24 protein-coding genes and 2 riboswitches are annotated in these 24,994 nt (G+C 40.4%); of the genes, 5 read left to right on the top strand and 19 right to left on the bottom strand.

The genetic code is table 11. The features are described 5' to 3' along the window. Positions 1–281: 281 nt before the first annotated feature. The 18 genes from rnz to FC748_RS03810 all read right to left on the bottom strand — a co-directional run bounded on the left by rnz (position 282) and on the right by FC748_RS03810 (position 16,997). Positions 282–1,217, bottom strand: coding sequence for a ribonuclease Z (rnz, locus tag FC748_RS03895; RefSeq protein WP_025219884.1), 936 nt, complete (start codon positions 1,215–1,217; stop codon positions 282–284). A gap of 97 nt (positions 1,218–1,314) precedes the next feature. After that, positions 1,315–2,151, bottom strand: coding sequence for a class I SAM-dependent methyltransferase (locus FC748_RS03890; RefSeq protein WP_108030059.1), 837 nt, complete (start codon positions 2,149–2,151; stop codon positions 1,315–1,317). Then, the gene (locus tag FC748_RS03885; RefSeq protein WP_108030058.1) at positions 2,148–3,647 is read right to left on the bottom strand and encodes a cobyric acid synthase; all 1,500 of its coding nucleotides are present in this window, start codon (positions 3,645–3,647) and stop codon (positions 2,148–2,150) included. The genes FC748_RS03890 and FC748_RS03885 overlap by 4 nt, the downstream gene beginning before the upstream one ends. An 80-nt stretch (positions 3,648–3,727) precedes the next feature. Beyond that, positions 3,728–4,264, bottom strand: a complete 537-nt coding sequence (locus tag FC748_RS03880) for a cob(I)yrinic acid a,c-diamide adenosyltransferase (RefSeq protein WP_024361099.1) — start codon at positions 4,262–4,264, stop codon at positions 3,728–3,730. Positions 4,265–4,278: 14 nt separating this feature from the next. Further along, complete coding sequence (locus FC748_RS03875; RefSeq protein ID WP_024361100.1) at positions 4,279–4,839, bottom strand: nitroreductase family protein; 561 nt, start codon at positions 4,837–4,839, stop codon at positions 4,279–4,281. 52 nt (positions 4,840–4,891) lie between these two features. Continuing rightward, positions 4,892–5,659 carry a uroporphyrinogen-III C-methyltransferase gene (gene cobA, locus FC748_RS03870; protein WP_108030057.1) on the bottom strand — a complete coding sequence of 256 codons (768 nt, stop codon included), beginning with the start codon at positions 5,657–5,659 and terminating at the stop codon, positions 4,892–4,894. Continuing rightward, complete coding sequence (locus tag FC748_RS03865; protein ID WP_108030056.1) at positions 5,656–6,294, bottom strand: precorrin-2 dehydrogenase/sirohydrochlorin ferrochelatase family protein; 639 nt, start codon at positions 6,292–6,294, stop codon at positions 5,656–5,658. Before FC748_RS03865 ends, cobA begins: the two co-directional genes overlap by 4 nt. Further along, positions 6,287–7,654 carry a cobyrinic acid a,c-diamide synthase CobB gene (locus tag FC748_RS03860; RefSeq protein WP_024361103.1) on the bottom strand — a complete coding sequence of 456 codons (1,368 nt, stop codon included), beginning with the start codon at positions 7,652–7,654 and terminating at the stop codon, positions 6,287–6,289. The genes FC748_RS03865 and FC748_RS03860 overlap by 8 nt, the downstream gene beginning before the upstream one ends. Before the next feature lie 11 nt (positions 7,655–7,665). Then, positions 7,666–8,787 carry a cobalt-precorrin 5A hydrolase gene (locus FC748_RS03855; protein WP_108030055.1) on the bottom strand — a complete coding sequence of 374 codons (1,122 nt, stop codon included), beginning with the start codon at positions 8,785–8,787 and terminating at the stop codon, positions 7,666–7,668. Further along, on the bottom strand, positions 8,780–9,565 hold the full coding sequence (gene cobM / locus FC748_RS03850; protein ID WP_024361105.1) for a precorrin-4 C(11)-methyltransferase: 786 nt from the start codon (positions 9,563–9,565) through the stop codon (positions 8,780–8,782). The genes FC748_RS03855 and cobM overlap by 8 nt, the downstream gene beginning before the upstream one ends. Then, a complete protein-coding gene (gene cobI, locus FC748_RS03845; RefSeq protein WP_024361106.1) occupies positions 9,565–10,272 on the bottom strand; it encodes a precorrin-2 C(20)-methyltransferase in 708 nt (235 codons plus the stop codon). The genes cobM and cobI overlap by 1 nt, the downstream gene beginning before the upstream one ends. Beyond that, positions 10,265–11,485: a precorrin-6y C5,15-methyltransferase (decarboxylating) subunit CbiE gene (cbiE, locus tag FC748_RS03840; RefSeq protein ID WP_108030054.1), complete on the bottom strand. Its 1,221-nt coding sequence runs from the start codon at positions 11,483–11,485 to the stop codon at positions 10,265–10,267. Before cbiE ends, cobI begins: the two co-directional genes overlap by 8 nt. Next, the gene (locus FC748_RS03835; RefSeq protein ID WP_025219889.1) at positions 11,442–12,575 is read right to left on the bottom strand and encodes a cobalt-precorrin-5B (C(1))-methyltransferase; all 1,134 of its coding nucleotides are present in this window, start codon (positions 12,573–12,575) and stop codon (positions 11,442–11,444) included. The genes cbiE and FC748_RS03835 overlap by 44 nt, the downstream gene beginning before the upstream one ends. Further along, positions 12,575–13,234: a precorrin-8X methylmutase gene (locus FC748_RS03830; RefSeq protein ID WP_024361109.1), complete on the bottom strand. Its 660-nt coding sequence runs from the start codon at positions 13,232–13,234 to the stop codon at positions 12,575–12,577. Before FC748_RS03830 ends, FC748_RS03835 begins: the two co-directional genes overlap by 1 nt. A gap of 12 nt (positions 13,235–13,246) precedes the next feature. After that, on the bottom strand, positions 13,247–14,008 hold the full coding sequence (gene cobK, locus FC748_RS03825) for a precorrin-6A reductase (protein WP_024361110.1): 762 nt from the start codon (positions 14,006–14,008) through the stop codon (positions 13,247–13,249). Continuing rightward, positions 14,005–14,937: a sirohydrochlorin chelatase gene (locus FC748_RS03820; RefSeq protein WP_108030053.1), complete on the bottom strand. Its 933-nt coding sequence runs from the start codon at positions 14,935–14,937 to the stop codon at positions 14,005–14,007. Before FC748_RS03820 ends, cobK begins: the two co-directional genes overlap by 4 nt. A 14-nt stretch (positions 14,938–14,951) precedes the next feature. After that, complete coding sequence (gene cobJ / locus FC748_RS03815) at positions 14,952–16,622, bottom strand: precorrin-3B C(17)-methyltransferase (protein ID WP_024361112.1); 1,671 nt, start codon at positions 16,620–16,622, stop codon at positions 14,952–14,954. Positions 16,623–16,625: 3 nt separating this feature from the next. Then, positions 16,626–16,997, bottom strand: a complete 372-nt coding sequence (locus FC748_RS03810) for a (2Fe-2S) ferredoxin domain-containing protein (protein ID WP_024361113.1) — start codon at positions 16,995–16,997, stop codon at positions 16,626–16,628. 136 nt (positions 16,998–17,133) lie between these two features. Then, positions 17,134–17,313: riboswitch (cobalamin riboswitch) on the bottom strand. A 256-nt stretch (positions 17,314–17,569) separates the two neighbouring features. After that, a riboswitch (cobalamin riboswitch) is annotated at positions 17,570–17,753 on the top strand. 144 nt (positions 17,754–17,897) lie between these two features. On the opposite strand from FC748_RS03810, the gene FC748_RS03805 reads away from it, so the two are divergent. The 5 genes from FC748_RS03805 (at position 17,898) to FC748_RS03785 (ending at position 24,419) form a co-directional block, all read left to right on the top strand. Then, a complete protein-coding gene (locus FC748_RS03805) occupies positions 17,898–18,644 on the top strand; it encodes an energy-coupling factor ABC transporter permease (RefSeq protein ID WP_025219891.1) in 747 nt (248 codons plus the stop codon). Position 18,645: 1 nt separating this feature from the next. Beyond that, a complete protein-coding gene (locus tag FC748_RS03800; RefSeq protein WP_024361115.1) occupies positions 18,646–18,918 on the top strand; it encodes an energy-coupling factor ABC transporter substrate-binding protein in 273 nt (90 codons plus the stop codon). A gap of 3 nt (positions 18,919–18,921) precedes the next feature. Beyond that, positions 18,922–19,698, top strand: coding sequence for a cobalt ECF transporter T component CbiQ (gene cbiQ / locus FC748_RS03795; protein ID WP_024361116.1), 777 nt, complete (start codon positions 18,922–18,924; stop codon positions 19,696–19,698). Then, positions 19,691–20,527 carry an energy-coupling factor ABC transporter ATP-binding protein gene (locus FC748_RS03790; RefSeq protein ID WP_108030052.1) on the top strand — a complete coding sequence of 279 codons (837 nt, stop codon included), beginning with the start codon at positions 19,691–19,693 and terminating at the stop codon, positions 20,525–20,527. The genes cbiQ and FC748_RS03790 overlap by 8 nt, the downstream gene beginning before the upstream one ends. 370 nt (positions 20,528–20,897) lie before the next feature. Next, a complete protein-coding gene (locus tag FC748_RS03785) occupies positions 20,898–24,419 on the top strand; it encodes a S8 family peptidase (protein WP_108030051.1) in 3,522 nt (1,173 codons plus the stop codon). Positions 24,420–24,489: 70 nt separating this feature from the next. On the opposite strand, the gene FC748_RS03780 is transcribed toward FC748_RS03785, so the two are convergent. Next, positions 24,490–24,930, bottom strand: a complete 441-nt coding sequence (locus tag FC748_RS03780; protein ID WP_025219894.1) for a GNAT family N-acetyltransferase — start codon at positions 24,928–24,930, stop codon at positions 24,490–24,492. Between the last annotated feature and the right edge of the window lie 64 nt (positions 24,931–24,994).

The raw sequence follows: 24,994 nt of genomic DNA, 5'->3' as shown, positions 1-24,994 counted from the left end.
TTCATAATTTTAAATAATAAATTTATTCTAACGATGAAATTGTCATTAATTTGTAATAAAAAATTACCTATCTATAAAGTTGCTAGAAAAATACCAATAGAATGGTCTTTTTCTCATATTTATTGTAAAAAAATAAGTTATTTTAGAAGTTTACTTTTTCTGCCCACGACTTTTTCTAGACTTATAGACCCAATAGAAAAACACCTATTTTAATGAAGGCTCATTAAAATAGGTGTTTCAATTTAAAAATAATTACTTTTCATCCAATGCATATAATTATACTAAAATAACAAATTATTATTACTCCAATAAAAAACCGCTTGGTCCGATGTAAGGAAGGTTTGTGGGAAAATGGCTTGTGCTTGGGCTAAAAAAATTGGTAAATCATGTGGTAAAAAACGTGCACTTAAATGGTTCAGAAGTAAATATTTCGCACCAGCTTTACTTGCTACCATCGCTGCTTCTACATTGGTAGCGTGACCATAGCTCGCAGCTAAATCCGTAGTACTCCCATCAAATGTCGCCTCATGCACAACAACATCTGCTTGTTCAGCCAAGGAAATGGCTTGTTCACAATATTTTGTATCCCCCAAAATCGCAAGCGTAAAGCCTTTTTTCGGAGGTGCCACAACATCCTTTGCTTGAATAATGGTGCCATTATCAAGTGCAATATCTTGTCCTTTCTTTAACTGTCCAAGCAATGGTCCTTTCGGTACGCCGTAGGATTGGACTTTGTCCATCAGTAACTCACCAGGTAAATCCTTTTGCTCTATACGGTAACCAAAACAGGGCACGACATGTCGTAATTCACTTGCACGCACCGTAAATTTATCATCTTCGTAAATGACGCCTTCATGTACTTCTACAAATTGCAATGGATACGTTAAATGGGTTTTTGATAAAGCAAATGTCTGCTCTACCCATTGTTGTAAGCCGGCTGGGCCATAAATGGTCAACGGCTCATCTCCACCTTGAAATGAACGTGAGCTCAAAAATCCAGGTAAACCAAATATATGGTCGCCATGTAAATGGGTAATGAAAATTTTTGTCACTTTACGTGGCTTTAAAGACGTATGCAAAATTTGATGCTGGGTCGCCTCGCCACAATCAAAAAGCCACATTTCACCGTTTTCCTCTAATAGCTTAACCATTAATGCGCTCGTATTGCGCTCCTTCGAAGGCATGCCTGCTCCTGTTCCTAAAAAATGTAGTTGCATAACTGCCACCTCAATTCTTTTTCTGTTGTTCTATTGTACCTTATTGCGAAACATAAGAAAAACCTTTGGTGAAAGCAATCGCCAAAGGTTTTTCTTATTATTTCGGTTGCCATGATACAAGTGCTGCGTGGAAATCATGACGGTAGTAATAACGCCCATTTTTTTCTTCTATAAATGGAGCAAGTGAGTCCTCAACATGCGAGCGGTTAAAGTCTGTACTTAATATTTTTTTACTTTGCGTTGTCACAAGCTGGTCATACGTTTCATATTCATACGTCCGCTCCAAAGGAATAATTGTACATTCTGCATAAATATCCATTTCATACAATAAATTTAAAAATTCAATATAATCTCTTCGGGGATATTTAATATCATAACCATATTTCTCATGTAATACTTCATAGTGTGGTTGAATTGGGCCTGTAGTCATGCCAATAATTGCTCGCTTTTTAGCCAACCGATTCATGTGATATAATGCCGATTTAATTTCGTACATACGATAAAAACAGTTTACACCAAGCACAATGTCATGTGCTGTTAGCTCATTTCCTTCAAGTTTCTCCCACTTCGCATGGACATAGGAAATATGCTTGTTCTCTTGTAAACATTGTTGTAAATAATCAAGGATGCTGTCTGAGCTATCTACACACGTTAACTCTCGTACATAATCTGCAAGCGGGAATGTATAATTGCCCCACCCTGGTCCAATTTCAATCACTGAATGTTCTGGACGAATATGTTGCTTCATTGCTTCAAAAATAAGTGCTGCATAAGGATCCGTTTGCCCCGTTTTTTTGCGAGCGATCGATTGAGACCAAAATTGTTCCTCTAATTGATCGTTCACCATCCGCTCTGGCATTTGTCCTTGCCAATCCTTCATACCTTCTTGCCATAATGCTTCATAATTAATAGCTAATGGTCCTTTTCTTGTCATCCATTTACCTCAATTTTTAACATATCATATATTTTTTCCATATCTAAATTGGCACGCACATGTGATGCTAGCATATTGTAAGCATCTTCCCGTCGTTCCGCATCACTTTTGACTTCACTTGGTAATGTAACAAGCCCTTTTTTCGTACGCATTTCGTTAACAAGCTGACGTGTAAACGTACGATTATGGAAGATTCCGTGGAAATATGTACCGATTACTTGTTCATCCGCACTTACTGCTCCATCTACACGACCATCTGCTAGCTGTAAAAAAGGTGACACTTCATCCCGTAAAATTTTTGTACGACCAAGATGAATCTCATAGCCTGTTAAAATAGCTTGCCCACGTGTTCCAGACATTTGTACGGTTTTTTTATCTCCTACAAATACGGTCTCCATCGGTAACAAGCCGAGACCTTGCGCTGACTCGCCATTTCCTTCTACGGCATCTGGATCTAATAACACTTCACCAAGCATTTGAAAACCGCCGCATATGCCAATAATTTTTGTTCCGCGAGCGCGTAGGTTTGTAATTGCTTGTTCAAAGCCTTGTGCCTTCAGCCATGCTAAATCGTCCATTGTACTTTTAGTGCCCGGTAGGATAAGCAAATCCGGTGTGCCCAACTCTGTCACATTGCCGATTAAACGTACCCCTACCTCTGGCTCATCAAAAAATGGGTCAATATCAGTAAAATTTGAAATGCGAGGTAAACGAATCATCGCCACGTCTACTGGAAATTCGCCAGGCTTTGGCTTTTTAAAGCGTAAGGCAGACAGTGCTAATGAATCTTCCGCTTCAATATTGACATCAACATAAGGTACAACACCAAGAACAGGGATGCCTGTTTCTCGCTCGACCCATTCAATGCCATCATCTAATAGCTCGCGCATACCACGGAATTTGTTAATAATCAGCCCTTTAACACGGGCACGCTCTGCATCATCAAGCAATGCAAGCGTCCCGATAATGGAGGCAAATACACCACCGCGGTCAATATCAGCAACTAAAACAACAGCTGCATCGGCTAAATGAGCCATGCGCATATTGGCGATATCGCGATCCTTTAAATTAATTTCAGCTGGGCTACCGGCACCTTCTAATACAATAACATCATATGTATTTTGTAACGTACGAACCGACTTCTCTACAATCGGCATGGCTTCTTGGACAAATTGATTGCGATAGCTTTTCGCATCCATATTTAAAAAATGCTTGCCGTGGACAATGACCTCTGATACCATATCCTGCTTTGGTTTCAGTAAAATCGGATTCATATCAGTTGTCGCCACAACCCTTGCCGCTTCAGCTTGAACCCCTTGTGCACGCCCAATTTCTCCGCCATCCTCTGTTACAAATGAGTTTAGCGCCATATTTTGAGATTTAAATGGCACTACTCTCAACCCATCATCAGAAAAAATACGACATAATGCCGTACATATCATACTTTTTCCAACGTCAGAGGCTGTTCCTTGAATCATAATTGATTTTGCTGACATTTTGATTTTCCTCCTAACAACACTAAGGAAGATTAGACTATCCCCCAATGTGTATATGATCGAAATGAATCCAGTTGATGTTAAAATTCAAGGCCTTTGACAGCAGGAATTCCTTCTTCATAGTAATGTTTCGTTGCATCAATTGTTGACACCAAATCTGCCATAGCAACAAGAGCAGGATTAGCACTGCGTCCTGTTACGACAAGATGCATTGTAGAAGGGCGATGTGCAATGGCTTCAAGCACTTCAGCTAATGGCAGCACATCATCAATCGGAAATTTAGTAATGGCAAGTGCATTGTTCAGCTCATCTAACACAAGTAAATCAATGCTGTCATCTTGTAAAGCTTCCTTTGTTTTTTGCCATGCCTTCGCTAATGCAACACGGTGCTCCTCTGGTGTTTTCGTCCATGTAAAGCCTATGCCCATTTGCTCCATTTCTACGCCAAGTTTGGAAAGGGCAATTTGCTCACCATACGTACGCTCTGGTGATTTGATAAATTGCATATAACGCACATGTAAACCACGCCCTACTGCGCGCAATGTTACACCAAGAGAAGCTGTTGTTTTACCTTTGCCATCACCTGTATATACCAAAAACAAACCTTTTCTAGCCATTTTCCCTACCCCCTTTAAAGCCAAGTGGTTTTTTCTTCAAATGATGTACGCTTTTTATCTTTAAGCTCTTGTTCTTCTGGATAACCTATAAAAATAGTACCGACAACTTTTTGATTTTGGTCCGCACCGATAAATGTATGCATACGTGCATCATGAACAAGCCCAACACCTCGTGTCCGCCACACAAATCCTAGCCCCAGCTCCTCTGCGGCTAACCACATAGACATAATGGCACTACAAACAGCGAAAATATTATCTGCTGTAGCATCTTCATCATTCTCCACCATATCAGCAGTCACTACAATGGCAACAGGCGTCGTTTGCACAACTTTTAATGAACTCTCCACTAAATGAGGCTTCGTTGGAAAACGTTCTTGCAAATAAGTACTTGCCATTTTCTCATAGCGCTTCATAGCATCATTTTGTAAAACATAAAAATGCCACGGCTCACGCATGCGGTCGTTCGGTGCATAGGTTGCTGCTTGTAAAATTTGTTCAATTTTTTCCTTTTCTACTGGCTGTGTTGTATAGTTGCGAATGGCACGACGATTTTTTAACGCTTCGATTACTGTCATGATGATGTCCTCCTTTAAGTAGGTCTTTTTAGTCAACTGCTCTGTTGTCTGACTAGCTAAAAGCGAGCCCTTGCTCTTCAAACCATTGTATTTTTTCACGTACGTTGACTACATCTCCAACGACAATCATAGAAGGATTATGATATCCCTCCCGTTCAATAATGCTAGCAATATTGTGAAGTGGCCCAGTTATCGTGCGCTGTTGTTCGGTAGTACCCCATTCAATAACCGCCACAGGTGTAGTTGCTGGACGTCCATTTTCGATAAGCTTTTTTGAAATATAGGCAATGTTTCCAACACTCATATAAAAAGCGACTGTATCAATTCCAGTTGCGAGTGCTGGCCAATTTAAAAAATCTTGCCCCTTTTGCTCGCGCCCATGACCTGTCACAAGTGCAAAGCTTGTGGCAAAATCTCTATGGGTCACAGGAATACCTGCATAAGAAGGAGCTGCAATGCCAGCCGTAATACCTGGTACTACTTCATAGGCTATACCATTATTTTTTAATATTTCTGCTTCTTCAGCACCACGGCCGAAAACAAAAGGATCGCCACCCTTTAAACGTGTTACGACTTTGCCCTCTTGAGCTTTCTCAACAAGCAATGTATTAATTTCATCTTGAATAAGGTGGTGCTTACCAGGCAATTTACCACAGTACACAAGGTCAGCATCTTTTTTCGCAAATTCTAATAATTTTGGATTCACTAGACGATCGTACGCAATGACATCGGCCTTTTGAATACATTCCAGCCCATATACTGTAATGAGCTTAGGATCTCCTGGGCCAGCTCCTACTAAATATACAATTCCCTCTTTCATCGCGTTTCTCCCGTCAATAGTTGTTGTAAAAATGCCTCTCGTCGATCAATTTCTCCATTACGTGTCCATTCTAATAAGTTTGGCTCAAGAAGTGCTTGTAACGCTGCACGTCTTTGCTCACCTTTTTCAAAATTGGCTGCAACCATTAGTCGAGCTTGCTGTAAAAAACAAACATAATCTTCATAAATAGCATCGAATTGCTCAGCTAAATCTTGTTTTATTTTTCGTGCAAGAGCTGGGCTTGCTCCAGATGTAGATACCGTCAGCACTAAAGGACCGCGACGAACAGTTGCTGGTGTAATAAAATCACTTTCACCTTGCACATCTGCGCGATTAAAGAGCTGCCAATGTTGGGCTGCCTCTTGTACCGCATCGTTGACGTTGGTATCATTTGTCGCAGCGATAATAAGCGTTGCATCATCTAAATCACGTGGTTCAAATTCCTTGGCACGCCATGTAATTTCGCCTGATTTGACAAGGGGCACTAAAGTGTCATGTAAAGTCGGACTAACGACGACAATGTTTGCTTTCGCTGGTAGTAGGGAAGCAACCTTTTGAGTCGCTACATGCCCACCACCAACAATGACAACTGTTTTAAATTCGATATTGAGATGGATAGGAAAATAACTAGTCATATGTTTTCACCTTCTTACAAGCAGTTAACCAGTTATCTACTAGCTTAGGGTTAGAAACAAAATGAAAATGCGTATACCCCGCTACTACATTGCCTGTTTGATAACCTTCTTGTTTTTTGCCAAAACGTCCTTGTGTTTCGTAAGCGGGCGTATCGTGTGTACCACTGTATGTGGAATAATGGAATTCATGGCCCTTTGCTTCTTCATTTTTTCCGATTAAAAAGTTAGACGCAGTGCCAAAAATTTCACGATAACCAAGTGCTGCAAGCTTTGTTTGCATCATTACTTCTCCCGGAATAACACCTAGCATTTCATAGCGCTCACCTTGGCTGTTCGTAATCGCTTCTGTTAAATACATAAAACCTCCACATTCAGCTAATGTAGGACAACCTTTTGCAATTGCCTCACGAATGGAATGTTTTACGACCGTATTTTTTGCAAGTATATCGGCAAATTCCTCTGGGAACCCCCCACCAATATAAAGACCATCTGCTTCAGCAGGAACAGGTTCATTAGCAAGTGGTGAGAAAAATTGCAAAGTGGCTCCTTTTGCTCGTAATAATGCTAAATTTTCTTCGTAATAGAAGTTGAATGCCGCATCTTTTGCAACAGCAATACAAATATTTTTTGATGGCTGTGCCGCAAATAGCTGACCTGTCTCTTGTAGGACAGGTGCCTTTGTTAAAGCTAACAATAAATCCAAATCAATCGTCTCTGCCATTAAAGCACCTAGCTTGTCAAAAAATGTATCAAGCTCACCTCGTTCAATAGCTGGAATAAGCCCTAAATGACGACTTGGAATGTCAATGCCTGTTTCTCGCTTTAAATAGCCGATAACAGGAATACCACATTCTTGCTCAATCGCAGCTTTGGCAATTTCATAGTGACCGACACTACCTACTTGATTGGCAATAACGCCAACAATAGTAGGCTTGTCAGATAGAAGTTGAAAGCCCTTGACTACAGCAGCTACACTGCGAGCCATACTTGCGCAATTGACGATTAAAATCACAGGGCTTTCTGTAACGACACTGATTTCTGCTGCCGAACCTTCATCCGATAATGGGCTTTTACCATCGTAAAAGCCCATCACCCCTTCAATAATTGAGACGTCTGCATCTTTGCTTGCACGTGCAACAATATCTCGGACTGCATCATGCGAAAACATCCAGCTATCAATATTCCGTGATACTCGTCCTGTTACCGCTGTATGATAACTAGGGTCAATATAATCTGGACCACATTTAAACCCTTGCACGACATTGCCTTTTTCTTGCAATGCTTTCATCAGTCCTATCGTGAATGTTGTCTTACCAACGCCACTACCTGTCCCTGCAAGTACAAAGCGATTTGTTTGCATAAGCCCCCTCCTTAAAATACTAATCTTGCTACTGAAATCGTAGCATTGCCTGATTTTTTCTTAGTTAATACGAGCGATTCCACCTGTGCATAACGCATCGCAGCTGGTTCACTTACGCCATAAGCCCCTGTATATTTAAAGACCGTTTCAGAGGGTGATGGAAAATTTATTTCATTTAATTGTGCTGGCGTATATGTTACGAACTCCCAATCATACTTTTTCGTTAGTTCAATAAAGCACGTTTCATCTTTCTTCAAATCAATTGTACACAATGCTTTGACACTTTTTTTCGATAGCTTTAATTCAGCTAGTGTTTCATCAATCAGCTGTTCAATTTCCTCAACAGACGTCCCACGGTTACAACCCATACCAAGGACAACTGATTTTGGTCGATAAATAACACCATTCTCTAACAGCACTTCTTCCTCTTGTTCAATGAGTCGGTCGGTAATCAATAGCGTAGCATGCGGTTGCGCTAAAATTGCCGCTTGTGTTGAAGGATAAATTTTTATTTGTTCCGGCATTGGCGTATCACGCATCCACCAATCACGTTCACCCGTTTCCTGTACAATCGCCACATGTTCTTCATTAACGACTGAGGCACTAACTGGTGTTAATTTATCAGCACTGTCCCATACCCAGCCAAAACGTGCCCCAAATAAATCAACGGGAATTGTTTTTTGAACGTCAGAAGCTGTTGTGATAATAGGATTTGCTCCTAGTGCCGCTGCCACTTCATGTGTTAGCTCATTGGCGCCACCTAAATGGCCCGATAACACACTAATGACATTCTCGCCTCTATCATCAATCACTACAACACCTGGGTCAGTCTTCTTATCTTGTAAAATAGGTGCAATCATGCGCACAACCGCACCAAGTGAAATAATTAATATTAAGCCTTTATACTGTTTAAAAAGTGTTGGCAGTAATAAACGAACCGTTCCAGTAAAAAGCTGAATATGCTTTTCATCTTCGTCGCCCTGTTCAAACTTACTCATATAATATAAATCGCTTGCTGCAAAAGTCTGCTGTAGTTTGCGTCCGATTTGCACACCATGCTTGGTAATGGCAACCACTGCATAGAGATTGCGCTGCTCCACTTCAGGTAGCATACCTTCTTGTAATTCAATCACTTGTCTTCACACCTTTGCGGAAGCCATGTGTAAAGGTCGCATCATATAATTTCGAACGGTACTCATCCTTATCATGAATATCCGGGTCTAATGCCCATCCTGCTAAAATCATGGCATGCTTGCGAATACCATTGACACGCATTGCCTCATCTAGCTCAACTAATGTCGTACGGACAATTTTTTGATCTGGCCATGTGGCACGTTGAATAACCGCAACCGGTGTATGATCAGCCCATCCAGCACTTTGCAATTCTTTGACGATTTTTTTTGTTAGCGTGGCACTTAAGAACAGCGCAATCGTACAATGATGGCTAGCAAGATCTCGTAGCTTTTCAAACTCTGGTACAGGAGTACGTCCTTCTGCACGTGTTAAAATAAGCGTTTGTGTTAAATCAGGAATCGTTAACTCGGCACCAATCGCTGCGGCTGAAGCAAATACCGAACTAACCCCCGGAATCACTTCGTAGCCAATTCCTTCCTTCTTTAATAATGCAACTTGCTCCATAATGGCACCATACATCGCTGGATCACCTGTATGCATACGCGCGACTACTTTCCCTGCATTGACACGCTCAACCATGACGGCAACCATTTCTTCTAAATGCATGCCCGCTGTTCGAATTACTTCCGCATCTGGCTTTGCTTTTGCGATCAGGTCTTCATTTACTAATGAATCTGTATACATCACAACGTCCGCTGTTTGTAGCATATGTAAACCCTTGACAGTAATTAAATCGGGGTCCCCTGGGCCTGCACCGACAATATATATTTTTTTCATTATTTACGCACCACCATTAACGTTAAATATTCTAAATCAACACCGTCTAGTTCACGTACATCCCAAATAATTTCCTCATCAGATGTTACCTTTGTGACAACGGAAGCTTTATCAAGTAAATCTAAATCACGCAGTACTTCTAGCATTAAATCAATTACTTTTGCTACTTTTATAAATACGACAGCATCGTGGCTTTCTATCGCTTCACGCATCGCTTCATAATTATCATGGGCTGGTATAATGGCAACTCGATCATCTCCATCAGCAAGGGCAATGCCTAAACGAGACGCAGAACCGTTGAATGAAGAAATGCCCGGTACAGTGCGAATTTCTACATCTGGATGCATGTCCTGCATAAGCTTCATCATATGGATAAACGTACTATATAGCAGAGGGTCCCCTTCTGTCACAAACGCTACGTCCTTCCCTTCTTGCAATTTACCATAGACCAGTTCAACAGACTTCGTCCATTCACGCTCTAAGACGGCTTCATCTTTTGTCATGGGGAAAACGAGACCTAGCATATCTTTTTCCTCTGGGTTGATATAAACATCTACAATACGATGCGCATAACTTTTGCTACCCTTTAATTTTTTAGGATACGCAATAACTGGCGACTCCTGAATAACACGGAATGCCTTTACTGTAATTAATTCTGGATCGCCAGGGCCAACGCCTAAGCCATATAAAATGCCAAGATTACTCATGATTTTCTTCCTTTCGATATGCCGAAATAATATAAATCGGGTTTAATGGGACAAAGCGAGTCATATCTAAAATTGGTTTACTACGCGCAAGTTGTGCCTGTAAAATTTCCACTACAAAACCACATGCTTTAAACGCCTCGACTGCTTTATATAAATTTTCGATTGTAGCCGCATTTAAGACAATGCGACCATTTGCCTTTAAACGGGTACAGCATAACTGCAATAGCTCGACCATTTCCCCGCCTGTACCGCCGATAAAAATGGCATCTGGATCTGGGAATTGCTCTAGTCCAGCAGGCGCTTTACTATGAATAGCTGTTATATCAACACGGAATTTTTGTTGATTTTGCAGACAGTTTTCTAAATCAGGTGCATTTTTTTCCACAGCGAAAACTTGTCCTTCTGGTGCAAGTTTTCCTGCTTCAATGGCCATGGAACCTGTGCACGTACCTACATCCCAAATCGTACTGTCCTTTTGAAGTTGCATTGCTTGCAAACTTAATACACGGATTTCCTTTTTCGTAATAAGTCCTTTGTCCGGCTTACGTTGTGAAAACGCTTCATCATCAATGCCAAGTGCATAGCGCTTTGGAGCTGATGTTTGCTGTAAAATCACGACATTTAGCGGGGAAAACTTTGCTTCTTCTAATTCATCAAGAGAGTACCAGCCATATTTTTCATCAGCACCTTGTAAATTTTCTGCAACAAAAGCACGGTATTCCGTCATGCCAAAATGCTTTAAATAACGTCCAAGCACATTTGGATTATTATCAGCATCAGTCAGCAATGCCACTTTCTTTTTACCATCAATACGTTGTGCCAGACCTTTTATTGGGCGCCCATGAATACTTGTTACATAGGCATCCTGCCAGCTCTCACCCATTTTTGAAAAGGCAAGCTGTACGGAACTCATATATGGATACACTTCAATCGTAAGCTTTTTTGCTAAATAGCCACCGATACCGTAAAAAAGTGGATCCCCCGACGCTAAAATAACGGTCTTTCTCGTTTCTTGAGATAGTCTTTCAACGAGCGATGAAAGACCACCCTTAATGACGATTTTTTCGCCTGCAAAGCTTGGGAAAAAATCAAGGACACGCTCACCACCAACGAGCACTTCACAGTCTGTAATCCACTGTCTATACTGAGGAAGTAAACTTTCCTGTCCGTTATCCCCGATCCCAATCAATTTCATCGATTGATGCAATGTCATCAGCCCTTCCTAGTAATTGTCCCTGCATCGAATAAATCGATGTGGAGAGCGTCAAGCCACCTCTAATATGGTGTAATGATGAATAACAACACGCTTCACATAAATGATGAAAGAATGCATCATAACCTTTATCCGCCATCATTTCACCAACTTGAGAGGCGGTATTCGCTGCTCTAACTTGTTCAACAGTCTCTTCATCTGCCCCAATATCTGTAGCTAACTGTGCTAAAAAATTAAAATCAATCGCAGCACTTTTGGAGTGCACCATCATCACCCCTTGCGCTACCTTTGAAAATTTCCCCATCATGCCAACGAGCGATACGCGCTTAATGCCAAGCCGTTTACAATGCTTTAACGTAAAGCCGACAAAATCACCCATTTCAATAAATGCTTCCTCAGGTAATGCAGGATACTCAGCCATGCCAAACTTTTCGCTACGTCCACCTGTTGTCACGACAACATGGTCACAGCCAGCAGCCCTTGCAACACTAATAGCTTGGACAATGCTTGCCATATAAGCGGAACTCGAAAAAGGCACGACGGTTCCCCTTGTGCCTAAAATGGAAATGCCACCAAGTATGCCGAGCCGTCCATTTAATGTTTTTTTCGCTATTTCCTCACCATCTGGTACAGAAATAACAACATTAACGCCGCGTGTAATTTGAAAATCATCTAGCACATCTTGCACGGTACTATGTATCATCTTACGAGGTACAGGATTGATGGCGGCTTCTCCAACAGCAACGGGCAAGCCGGGCTTTGTTACTCGCCCGACCCCAATACCCCCATCTAAATGAATCCCTGGTGTATCAGCCCAACTTACCGTACCAATAATGAGGGCTTTATGTGTTGCATCTGGGTCATCACCAGCATCCTTTATTGTTTCGCAACTTACTTCGTTATGACCGAACGTACATTTTTCTATCGTAAACGTTGCATCTCGCCCTATTGGCAGATGAATCGTACTCGTTTCTTGTTCTTCATTCGTAATAAGTGCTAGCAAAGCGGCCTTCGTAACGGCTGTTGCACAGGCTCCTGTTGTATAACCGTGACGCATGTCTTTAGGATCCTTTTTTGGCTTCCGCTCCATTATTTTTTCGCCTGTTCGTCCGCTAATAATGAAATGGCATTTAATGCAGCAACCGTCACTGTACTACCGCCTTTACGCCCAACATTTGTAATATATGGAATACCTTCTATTTTCAATAACTCTTCTTTCGACTCCGCTGCTGAAACAAAGCCTACTGGCATACCAATAATTAAATCTGGCTTTGCTAAACCTTCTTTGATTAGTCGAATTAATTCTAGTAAAGCAGTTGGGGCATTCCCAATCGCATAAATACCACCTTCGTGTAATTTTGACGCTTTTTGCATCGAGATAATAGCGCGTGTTGTATTTTGTTTTTTCGCTTCAATCGACACATCTTCATCTGCAATATAGCAGTGTAAATCTCCGCCATGTTTTTGGAAACGTTTTTTACCTGAACCACTTTCTATCATTTGCACATCTGCAATAACATGACGTCCTGCAAGAATTGACTTAATCCCTGCTTCAATCGCTCCTGGTGTAATAATTACACTACGTCCTAATTCAAAGTCTGCCGAAGCATGGATTATGCGGCGGACAACTTTCCACTCATCCTCTGAAAAATCATGTTCGCCCATTTCCTCTGCAATAATTGAGAAACTATAATCATAAATTTTATCTGGGTCTACTGTTAATGGTTTAAAATCTGTTTTGAAGTCCATTTAAATTGCCTCCTAAAGTATGTTTTGCACAGCCTGAAGTACGTCCTCAAATGAGGAATATTGCTGGCCGTATTGGATATTTGGTCGTGCTATTAAAATCGTTTCGATACCACATGCTAGAGCGGCTTCTAGTTTTTCATCTACTGAGCCCACTTTGCCACTTTCTTTTGTAATCATTAAAGTGACATCATATTGGCGGAATAATGCTTCGTTTAACTCCTTTGAAAAGGGTCCTTGAATGGCTACAATATCTCGTTGTGCCACACCAAGCGCTTCACATTTTTCCATATTATCAAGGCGAGGCAACATACGTGCAATGACACGAGTATGTTCTAACCCTTGCAAGACCTTTGTAAATGTAGCAAGTGTTTTACTACCTGTTGTCAGCATAATGACGCCTCGTTTTGTCGCAGCTAATTGTGCTGCTTCCTCGTAATCTTTAACGACTGTAATCAGTGGATGTTCGTAATGCTCATTTGCGCGTTCATAGCGGATATATGGAACACCTGCACTTTTTGCCGCTGCCATGGCATTTTTAGAAGCTTCCTCTGCAAATGGGTGCGATGCATCAACGACTAAACGATCCCCTCGTTCAGTAATAAGTGCAGCCATCTCCTCTGCCGTCAATCGACCGACTAAATGAGGCAGTCCAACTTGTGCCAGACTTGTAGCAGCTGAATCCGTGACAACGGTAGCTGTAACAGCATAGCCTGCTGACTGCAATGCAAGTGCAAGATTTCTTGCATCGCTTGTCCCTGCTAACATGAAAATCATTTCACTAGCTCCTCTTCATGATGGTGGTCATGATGGTGGTCATGATCGTGGTGGTGATCGTGATCGTGGTCATGATGATGATGGTGATGACCATGGTCGTGGTCATGGTCGTGATGATGCTCCACGAATGCCGATGCATTAATACGGTACTGACATGTATCACAGTTCATTTTTACGTCTCCTGCAATGGCCTCTTCCATACGATCTAGCAACACCGTTTTTAATTTTGGATGGTAGCCAAAGTAATCCGCCAATTGGATGTCTAAATCAGCATATGTGGCTGCATAGCTCTTTTGCATCCCCTCCATACGCTCCATTAAGATCCCTGTAAATAAGAAATACGGCAACATAATAATCTTTTTCGCCCCAAGACGATAACAGCGTTCGATTCCTTCGTCCACTGAGGGATTCGTTACGCCCATAAATGCACACTCCACTGTTAGGACATCTAACTGTTCCCAAAGCAAACGACCAATTTTATAAAAATCACTGTTTGCATCCGCATCACTTCCACCGCGGCCGATAAATAAAATCGCAGTATCTTCTTGTTTTTCTTTAATATTCAAGCCTGTTCCTGATAAACGTTCTGTTAAAATATTTAACACTTCTTCATGCACACCAAGTGGTCGCCCATATGTAAAAGTTACATCCGGATATTTTAAACGAGCTGCATCAATCGCTGCAGGGATATGAATTTTTGAATGGCCTGCTTGCAATAAAATAATGGGCACTGCATACACCTCTGTAGCGCCACGCTTTACACATGCATCAATACCTGCTGGGATATTAGGTGCTTCAAATTCTAAAAAGCAAGTTTCAACGATATAACTGTCGTCAATTGAAGGAGTCAATTGTTGAATAAACGTGCGTACCTCATCATTTCCTGCTGCTAAACGGCTCCCATGGCCAATAAATAAAATTGCTTTCATTTCTTTTCTCCTCACTAGTCGCCGCACGGTGCTGGCTCTACTTTTATTTTGGATGACATATCTTGATACGTAAAATGCAATATTTTTTTCACTCGTTTAAAATACTTAAACAAGCGTTCATTTGGATGTGCATTTGCCTTATATTCCTCGATAATCGCTGTAATAAGCGGAATAAGCTGTTCTGGCTCTAACCCCTCTACGACAGGCTGTGCTGCATGTGCTGTTCGACCTACTGGCTTTGCTCCGATAAAGACATCAAATTTACTTTTGCGATAAACAATACCGATATCATCAAACACAGCACGATAACATGCCATGCCACAGCCATTAAAGCCAATATTTAATGTTTTCGGCAATGACAACCCACCAAGTTTTGCTTGAAGTTCTTCTGCATATGGGATGGAATCAGCCTTCTCCCCATAACAGAAATCACATGCCTTTAATGACAAGACATCCCCAATTGGTGAGAGTAAAAACCCTACTTCTTTCAACTTCTCTGTTATCGCTTGTGGTTCTGTCGTTGGGATTTTTAAGTGAATTTGATGGTCTGGCGTATACTCCATCGTGCCTTCATCTCCCACAACTTCAGCCAATGCCATCATCTGCTGTGGTGTAAAAAATTTATTTGCTACCCCAGGGCTAACAGCTAGTTCAAAAATTGACTCCATTTTTTGTTGAACTAGCTTTGGTGTAGCTTTTGTTGCAGTTGTCCCCTGCACCATTGCAAGTGCTGTTGCTGCCATTTCTAAAGACGATTTTGTCGGTGTTGATACAGGCGTAATGGCAATATTACTTTTCATCCGTCCTGCATTTGGGTCTGCCGCAAAATCATGGCTTGCAGTACCTGTTTCTTGGTTCATTGCCCACGGTTCATTTTCTTCTCTTAAACGCTGATGAGGACGTAAAGGCTGTTTTTCTTCCCCGAGCGTATATTTACGTTGATAGCCTCGCGGTGTAATCATTTTATTATCATAGAAAAACGTCGAAGAGTTGCCGATAATAACCGTTGTTAACATGCCGATATCATGCTCAAGCATCTCTGCTAAAGTCGTCATCGTAATTTCCTGACGCTCTCGGTAGGCACTCTTGACAAGACCTACAGGCGTATCAGGCGAGCGATATTCAAGTAAAATTCGCTGGGCTTCTACAATTTGACGTGTACGGCGACCACTTTTTGGATTATATAAAGCGATGACAAAATCTGCCATAGCTGCTGCTTCCACACGCTTGGCGATTAAATTCCATGGCGTTAAATGGTCACTTAAACTAATGGTACAAGAGTCATGCATAATCGGTGCACCTAGTAAACTTGCACAGGAATTAATAGCTGAAATACCTGGTACGATTTCGACTTCAACACCTGTTGCTTCTGTCCAACCAAGCTCAATAAGCACTTCATAGACAAGCCCCGCCATCCCATATACACCCGAATCTCCACTTGAAATAACGGATACAATATTGCCAGCTTCCGCTTGACGTACTGCTTCTTGCGCTCGTGAAACTTCTTCTGTCATGCCCGTACTAACAATCGACTTTGCACTAACTAAATCTTGAATAAGCTCAACATACGTTTTATAGCCAATAATAAATTCACTTTGTTGCAGTGCCTCCACAGCACGAGTCGTAATATGGTTAAAATCACCAGGGCCAAAGCCCACAACAAAAATCTTTCCTTTTTGCGCCATTTTTTACCCCTCTTTCACCTTGTCGATGCCTTTAATGGCTGTTGTTTGCGGTGTACGCTGTAATGTACCTTCTTTCAGTGTAAAAACATGTTCACTATGTAAAGAGTCATGGTTTAAATCTTGTACAAGTGTTCTCCCGTGTTCAACCGATGGCACACGATACCAATTTCCTTGTGGATAAGCGATGACAACACAGGCATCTTTGCATCTGCCATTACAGCGCGTTCTTGTCGTATGTATTTCCTTATCAAGTGCTAATTTCTCGATTTCATCTCGTATTGCTAGGGTAATTTCCTCTGCCTCTTTTTTCATGCAGCTACTGCCATTACAAATAAAAAGATGCGTTTTCATTCCCTCTAAGTTCCAAGTTGTCATTGCTTTTCTCCCCTCATTTACTTTTAGGAAAAAGAAAAAACCTTCACTCTATATCGAAGAGTAAAGGTTTTGTAGAAGCCAAAATAAAAACGAATATACACGTATCCGCTCTCGCTTCACTTCTCCCTCCGAAAAGTTTGCATGCCATCAATAAGCAGGTTTCCTGACTTAAGCTTCCTTTTACTCTCGCGCCTTCCCAAGTTTTCAGTGGCATTGCGATTTCATCAGCTATTACAGTAGCGGGGGCTGTATCGGATTTACACCGATTTCCCTATTATCTCGAACTTTTTCGAGCACTTATAGATGTATCTATATTAAATTGAAATGCTGTAAGTTTTTAAAATGAATTGAAAAACTGTCTCTATCATAGCCTATTTTTTTCATACTTTTCAACATTTCTTTTTCATTTATTAGATTTTTAATAAAATTTCAACAAGTATTTCATTGAAAGCGACCGTTATTCTCTTGTATTTATCTGAATTTTCTAGAATGTCAAACAACGAAAAAATTTTTTTATAAAAAAAGGATAGCTTGCGAATGGAAAAACATGTTACACTGTGTCGTGAAATCTCACAATTTCATCTTTTTTCGGTGCGAAGTGTAGCCATTTCGCTTAAAAGGGAAGCCGGTTCAAGTCCGGCGCGGTCCCGCCACTGTACTAGGGAGTTTTATAGAGAATGTCACTGTCCAATGGACGGGAAGACCTATAAAACGTTGAACTAAAGCCAGGAGACCTGCCGAAAAAAACGTGATCGTTTCAACCTACGAGGATAGGTGTGCGGCTTAGCAGATGATGATTCTATTTGCTTTTTCAGCTATGCACTTTTCCTAAAGTTAGGAGAAGTGCTTTTTTTATTGCGCACGCTACATTCGAAAATTTTGATTTAAGGAGGAGAGATTTTGAAATTATCTTTTTGGAAACTTAGTTACTTCCTACTAGCATTTTTACTAGTACCAAAACAAGCATTTGCCATGCACATCATGGAAGGATTTTTACCGATTGAATGGGCGATATTTTGGTGGATTATTTCGATTCCATTTATTATTTTAGGGTTACGCTCAATTCGCAAAACAATTGATGAAAACCCTGAAACGAAAATGATATTAGGGCTATCAGGGGCATTTGCATTCGTCTTATCTGCATTAAAGATTCCATCTGTTACGGGCAGTTGCTCACACCCTACTGGTGTTGGACTTGGCACAGTCCTGTTTGGCCCATTAGCAATGAGTGTGATTGGGACAATCGTCTTATTATTCCAATCGTTACTATTAGCGCATGGTGGCATTACCACTCTTGGCGCAAATGCTTTTTCCATGGCGATTGTAGGACCAATGATTGCGTATGCTGTTTTTAAAGGTGCTCAAAAAATCGGTCTATCCTTTTCTCTCGCTGTCTTTTTTGCAGCAATGCTTGGGGATTTGGGTACATATGTTGTCACATCCGTTCAACTTGCACTTGCCTTCCCTTCAGAAGTGGGAGGCTTTATGGCTTCATTCACGAAATTCGCAGGGATTTTCGCGTTAACACAAATTCCTCTAGCGATTAGTGAAGGGATTTTAACTGTCATTGTGATGAATTTCTTAAAAAAATACAATGTAAGCGAATTAAAAGCTTTACGTGTTTTCTCTGCAAAGGAGGCACATTAACATGAAGAAAAATTTACTGTTACTAGCTATTGTGATATTTTTAGCAATCATCCCTCTATTTATCCAAAAAGGCGCTGAATTCGGCGGTGCTGACGGTGAAGCTGAAGCAGCCATTGGTGAAATAAACAAAGAATACGAACCATGGTTTGAAAGCTTATGGGAGCCACCAAGTGGTGAAATTGAAAGTCTATTATTCGTCTTACAAGCCGCTATTGGCGCTGGTTTTATTGGCTATTTCGTGGGCTATATGCGCGGTAAGCATAAAGAAGGTTAAACGATGTTACTCATTGATAAGTATGCTTATATGAATAAACTAGCGTCCGTTCATCCGTTAGAAAAAATGACGTTCTCCCTTGGGTTGTTGCTATTGTCGCTTATCATGAGAGATGAACAAATTTCACTCATTACATTTCTTGTAATGAGTGCTTTTATCATTTTAGGCGCAAAAATTCCTTTACAATATTATGCAAAACTCCTGCTTTTACCGAGTTTTTTCTTGCTCTCCAGTTTACTATCTATTTTGATTTCGATTGCACCTGCTGCTAGTATTTTGCCGGCGCATCTATGGACATTTTCGCTAAGCCAGTGGACCATTTTTATAGGAAATGACAGCTTGATAACAGCGCGGCACCTGTTTTTCACCGTTTTGGGCAGTATTAGTTGTTTATATTTTTTAATTTTAACGACTTCCGTACAATCCATTTGTTATGTCTTACGGCAATGGCGGTTGCCAGCTTTATTTGTAGAGTTGGTAGAGCTAACATACCGTTTTATTTTTATCTTTTTGAACAGCATGCAAAAAATTCATCTTGCACAACAAGCACGTCTTGGTTATCAATCACCCATGCAATGGCTTCGGTCGATTTCCATGCTTATTGCAGCACTGTTTGCCGAAATGTTCCAACGCAGTCGCGAACTAAATAATGCGATGCAGGCACGCGGTGGCGAAGCTGTCTATTGGCAAGAAAGTAGTAGCTACAACAAGAAAAACTGGTTAGGCATTGTTATTATTTTCGTATCCCTCATTATCTATGGAGGTATTTCTCATGACTGAGCTTTATTTTGATCTTCGACATTTATCTTATGCTTATGCAGACGGCACTAAAGCTTTAACAGATATTACTTTGCAAATACCAAAGGGAAAAAAAATTGCCCTGCTTGGTCACAATGGCGCAGGTAAATCTACGTTATTTCAGCATTTAAATGGTATTTTAAAACCGACAGCTGGCACTATTTCTTTTTGTAACGAAACGCTTAGCTATTCTAGAAAAGCATTAGCAACATTACGACAACAAGTCGGCATCGTCTTCCAAGATGCAGACAATCAACTTTTTTCTGGTACCGTCAAGCAAGACATAGCTTTTGGGCCATTAAATCTTGGCTGGTCAAACGAAAAAATTGAAGAAAAAATCGCGTGGGCTGTTGCGCAAACAGAGGTTGAAGCATTGCTTGATAAGCCTATTCACTTTTTAAGCGTCGGACAAAAGAAACGTGTTGCCATGGCTGGTGTGCTCGCAATGGAACCTTCCGTCTTACTATTAGATGAACCGACTGCTGGGCTAGATACTTATTATGCGGCACAATTTTTACAGTACTTAGCTAAATTAGAAGATGGGCAACGTACGTTTTTATTAGCGACACATGATATCGCTTTAGCCTATGAATGGGCGGATCAAATAATCGTGATGGAGGCAGGGAAAATCATTTATAATGGGGATCCAATCGACATGTTCTACCAAGAGGAATTGCTTGAAAAAGCCCACCTTGAACGACCATGGGTATTTGAAATGACGCTTGCCTTACAAACGAAAAAACTATTGGGCGACAATATAGCAATGCCTCGTTCCAAAAAAGATTTACACAAACTTATTGAACAACTTTAAGAACGTATCGAGCATAACGAGTACTAGATGCTAGTTGTCGCCATACACTCCTTCTTAAGGAACAAATCTAGTAGCCACCACCCTCATCTATGAATATCTACCAACCTTGCCATATCCCGTATGCAACGAACCGTGTTGTTGTCAAACACCCACTGTTACATACGGGACGATTAATATTCCACCGTCTTTCACTCCGCAAAAGAACGATGAACAACTCGTGCGAAAAAACCTATAAAGCTTTCATTTATAAAATAATATACTAGTTATAACAAAAAAACTTGTAAAAAAATTTTATTGTGGTATGAAACCTTTCTCTTTACCATCCGTTATAAATATTGTAGTTTATAATTTTTTAAGGAGGTAAAAACAATTGAAAAACTGGGTGATGAAATCAATCGCTGTCGTAGCATGTTCTGCCTTACTGGTTCCTGCTGCTTCTGCCTTTGCTGAAGCACCACAGAACCCAGAATCAGTGAAAACTATGCTCGCTAGCAACAACAAACAAGGAGCGAAGCAGTTCAAGCAACAAACAGGAGGAAACGAATGGATTAGTGATAATACGATTATCGTGAAACATTCGGGTCTTGCTAAGAACGTACATAGTAAAATAGGTGCAAAAGTTATTCGCTCCATTCCTTCATTAGGTTACGATGTAATCCAACTTAAAAAGGGACAATCGTTAACAGAGGCTGTTTCCTACTACGCCAAGCAAAAAGGTGTAAAAAGTGTATCCCCAAGCTACAAATATCATTCCTTTAACACTGTTGTAGATCCAAAGAAAAAAGATATGTATCATTTGCAGCTACTGGAAATTGATAAAGCACTAGCATTAGCTGGCAATCATGATGTAAAAGTAGCCGTTATCGATTCAGGTGTAGACTATAAACATCCCGATTTGCAAGCGCAAGTACTGCCACCATATAATGCGGTAAAACCTGCCGACTCTCCTGTTGCTGATGCTCACGGCACGCATGTCGCTGGCATTGTAGGCGCGACAAAAGATAATGGTATCGGCGGGCATGGGGTATATCCTAATGCCAAAATCCTTCCAATAGACGTCTTTAACGGACAAGAAGACGCGAGTGATTTTGCCATTGCTCAAGGCATTCTTTATGCCATCGAACAAAAAGCGGACATTATTAATATGAGTCTTGGTGGCTATGGAGAGTCCCCTCTAATGGAAGAGGCTGTTAAAATGGCGATTGATAAAGGGATTACCGTCATAGCTGCGGCAGGCAATGAAGCAACCGATAATTACTCCTTCCCAGCTTCTTTTGAAAGCGTTATTAGCGTTGGTGCTACAAATGAACAAAATAAATTAGCTAGCTTCTCAAACTATGGTCCATCTGTAAACTTGGTGGCTCCGGGAGAAGATATATATAGTACCGTCTACGATGAAAAGAAAGGCTCGTCCTTCGCAATATTTAGCGGTACATCAATGGCATCACCTGTTGTTGCAGGTGTAGCGGCACTATTAAAATCCAAATATCCAAATTTAAAGCCTTATGAAATAGAAGCGATTCTTGAATTGACTGCTAAAGATTTAGGGGAGCCAGGCTACGACCTTACGTATGGACATGGTCTGGTTGATCCTGTTAAAGCACTACAATTTGATATTAATAATCTACCTAAACGCTATAACGAAACAAAAGAACAACGGTTGAATAACGCCAAAGTACTGAAAAAGAATGTTCTAAATACAGAAAAAGGTGAGTTTAGGCTTCCAGAAGAGAAAAAATGGTACAAGGTAGATTTAAATGCGAATGAATATGCTCAATTGTCTTTAAAAGGTGCCGAAAATTACGATTATGCATTTGATTTATACTTCTACCCTACTGGTTATAGTGGCGATGTAGAACCGATTAAAGTAAATGATGTGCGCGTGAACCAACAAGAGGGCTATCTATATAAAGCAGAGAAACCAGGAACACTTCTTATTGGTGTAAAGGACCATAATGGAGGCTATAGCTTAAAGGGCAAGTCTTACTTTACATTTACAGCTCAAACAACAAACACATTACCAATTGATAATTTATCGACGATCGATCAAGCAGTAGCGATACAAAAATTCCCATTCAATACACAAGGGAAAAACTATACACTGCTTTCTAAAGATCATGAGAGCGACCAAGACTATTTCACATTCACTGTTTCAAAGCCAACGACGTTGAAATTTGATTTATCTGGTATTCCTGGTGTAACTGCATCTTTAGAACTTTATCTAAAAACAGATTTTGAACATGAACCTTCAGAACAAGGTGACGATAAAGAAGATGATGAACGCCTCCCAATCTCGGCATTAAGCAGCAAAACAAAAGGCGAAGGAGTTAGTCTTATTGTCGATGTCGAACCTGATGAAGAATATGTCCTTAGCGTTACAAATAACAGTGATAACGATTCTTCATTCGAGTCTTTCTTAACGTTTTTAAGTGGCGGCATTGACAATGAAGAAAACGATAGAATTAACGAGTCCATTTTTCCTTACACATTAACTGGTGAAGTCGTTTATTTACCTGAAGATGAAGACGGTCTTCCATTAATTGAACCGACACAAGAAGCCGAGGAAAATAATCCTTCCTCACCTGCTCCATCGAAAACAAAAAAACGCCAACAGAACTTTAACAAAAAACTATTTTCAAGTATAGAAGTATCTGATGAAGAAGAGGACTCAAAAGTAATTTTGGAGCATGCAATTCCTTATACGATTGGTAAAGAATACAAGGCATACTTCCAAACAGATGAGGATATCGACTATTTTATTTTCACACCACAAGAAGATGCCATCTATAGTTTCCAATTTCAAAAAGGCAAAAATCAAAGACCAACTGGTAGTATTTTAGAATATGATGAGGAAACGAAAGAATTGCAACTAATTTCTTCATTAACGAATGATCCAGCGATTATTTCACGACTCTACGGCATAACAATCAATGAAAATGATCCCAAGACAATTGCTTTGAAAAAGGGTAAAACTTATGTTGCTAAAGTCTTAAATTTCGGTGATCGTTCTACCGAACCATATATTTTTAAAGCAAATAAAATTGCGGCAATTCCCCAAGACCAAAATAAAGAAATCAATACAGTTGAAAATGCCCGTTCAATTGAATCTGGCACCAACTATCAAAATAAACTCGTTTTTTATGATGATACAAATTATTACTACTACAAACATCAGGGCGAAGATACAGTATTAAGTCTTCTCATCAATTCCGAGCCATATACAAATAAGCAAGGAACGTCATTACCAAGAGAGCTACAAATAGATTTGAAATTTACGGGCTCTATCATTGAAGATACTAATGGTAATAAGCAAATTGACGGCAATGAAATGCAAACAGAAATTCCATTTGGCCAAGGTGAAAGCTATTTTGAAAGGCTACTTGGTATATCAGGGATATCGGCGCTAAATACATCATTTAAAGTAAAAAAAGATTATGGTTACTTTATTGCTGTTAATGCCATCGATAACGGCTTAGTTTCGACTCAGCCATATACTTTAAAGCTCTTTGATCATAAAAAGAAGGATGAGGATGCGGATTCTAAATTAGTCAATGGTATACCTACAAAACCATCTTCACTAACGAAAACAGACGATAAATGGGTAGCTACTCAATATTTCAATGCAAATGTACCGTTTGGTGATAAGGACTATTTTGAATTCTACAATGACAGCAAGCGCAATGTAACGTTCACCTTACTAACCGAAAAAGGTTTGGATGGTGTTATCCGTATTATTGATGCTAAAGGACGCACAGTAAAAACCATCGATAATTACGGTGCCGATGATGCCGAACTAGGTATCGTACCATTGGAGCCAGGAACATACTATATTGAAGTTAGTGAAGCAAATGGTCGAGCAAGTACACAACCGTATACACTGGCAATACAGTAAATGCATTACCTTTCTGTCAATAGAAAAGCCCTAGATTGATATCTAGGGCTTTTTCATAATTACCATTCATTTAACCAAAATACTTTACATAATTACAATATTGATCTTGTATCATATTCAGATTTTCATATAATTTACGCGCATGTACATTGTCAGCAGCGGTTTGCAGTGTCACATAACGTGCCGATTGCTGCTCACAATATTGAAACACTTTTTCCATCAATGCTGTGCCTACCCCTTGGCCCCTCGCTTCATCCGTTACATAGATATCATTTAGTATATAAGCACGCTGTAATGCGATAGAAGAAAACGTTGGGTACAGTTGTGCAAACCCTATTGATTTCCCATTTTCCACAGCAATAAAAATAATGGATTCTTTTAAAGCCATCCGTAATTGGATAAATGCTTTGGCACTACTAATATCCGATTCTAGTCCATAAAACTGCCGATACTCATCAAATAGCACTGTTACATCTTCTAATTCATCCATTGTTGCGTGAAGTATTTCCATTTTCATTCTTCTCCCCTTATGTCTACCCATGATGGTCTTAAAATGTATGTAGCTAGTGTTCATT

The sequence above is a fragment of the Lysinibacillus sphaericus genome (assembly GCF_005217585.1).
In the GTDB taxonomy this organism is placed as follows: Bacteria; Bacillota; Bacilli; order Bacillales_A; family Planococcaceae; genus Lysinibacillus; species Lysinibacillus sphaericus.
Note: the sequence above shows the minus strand (reverse complement) of the source record. Positions and strands in the feature narration are given on the sequence as shown.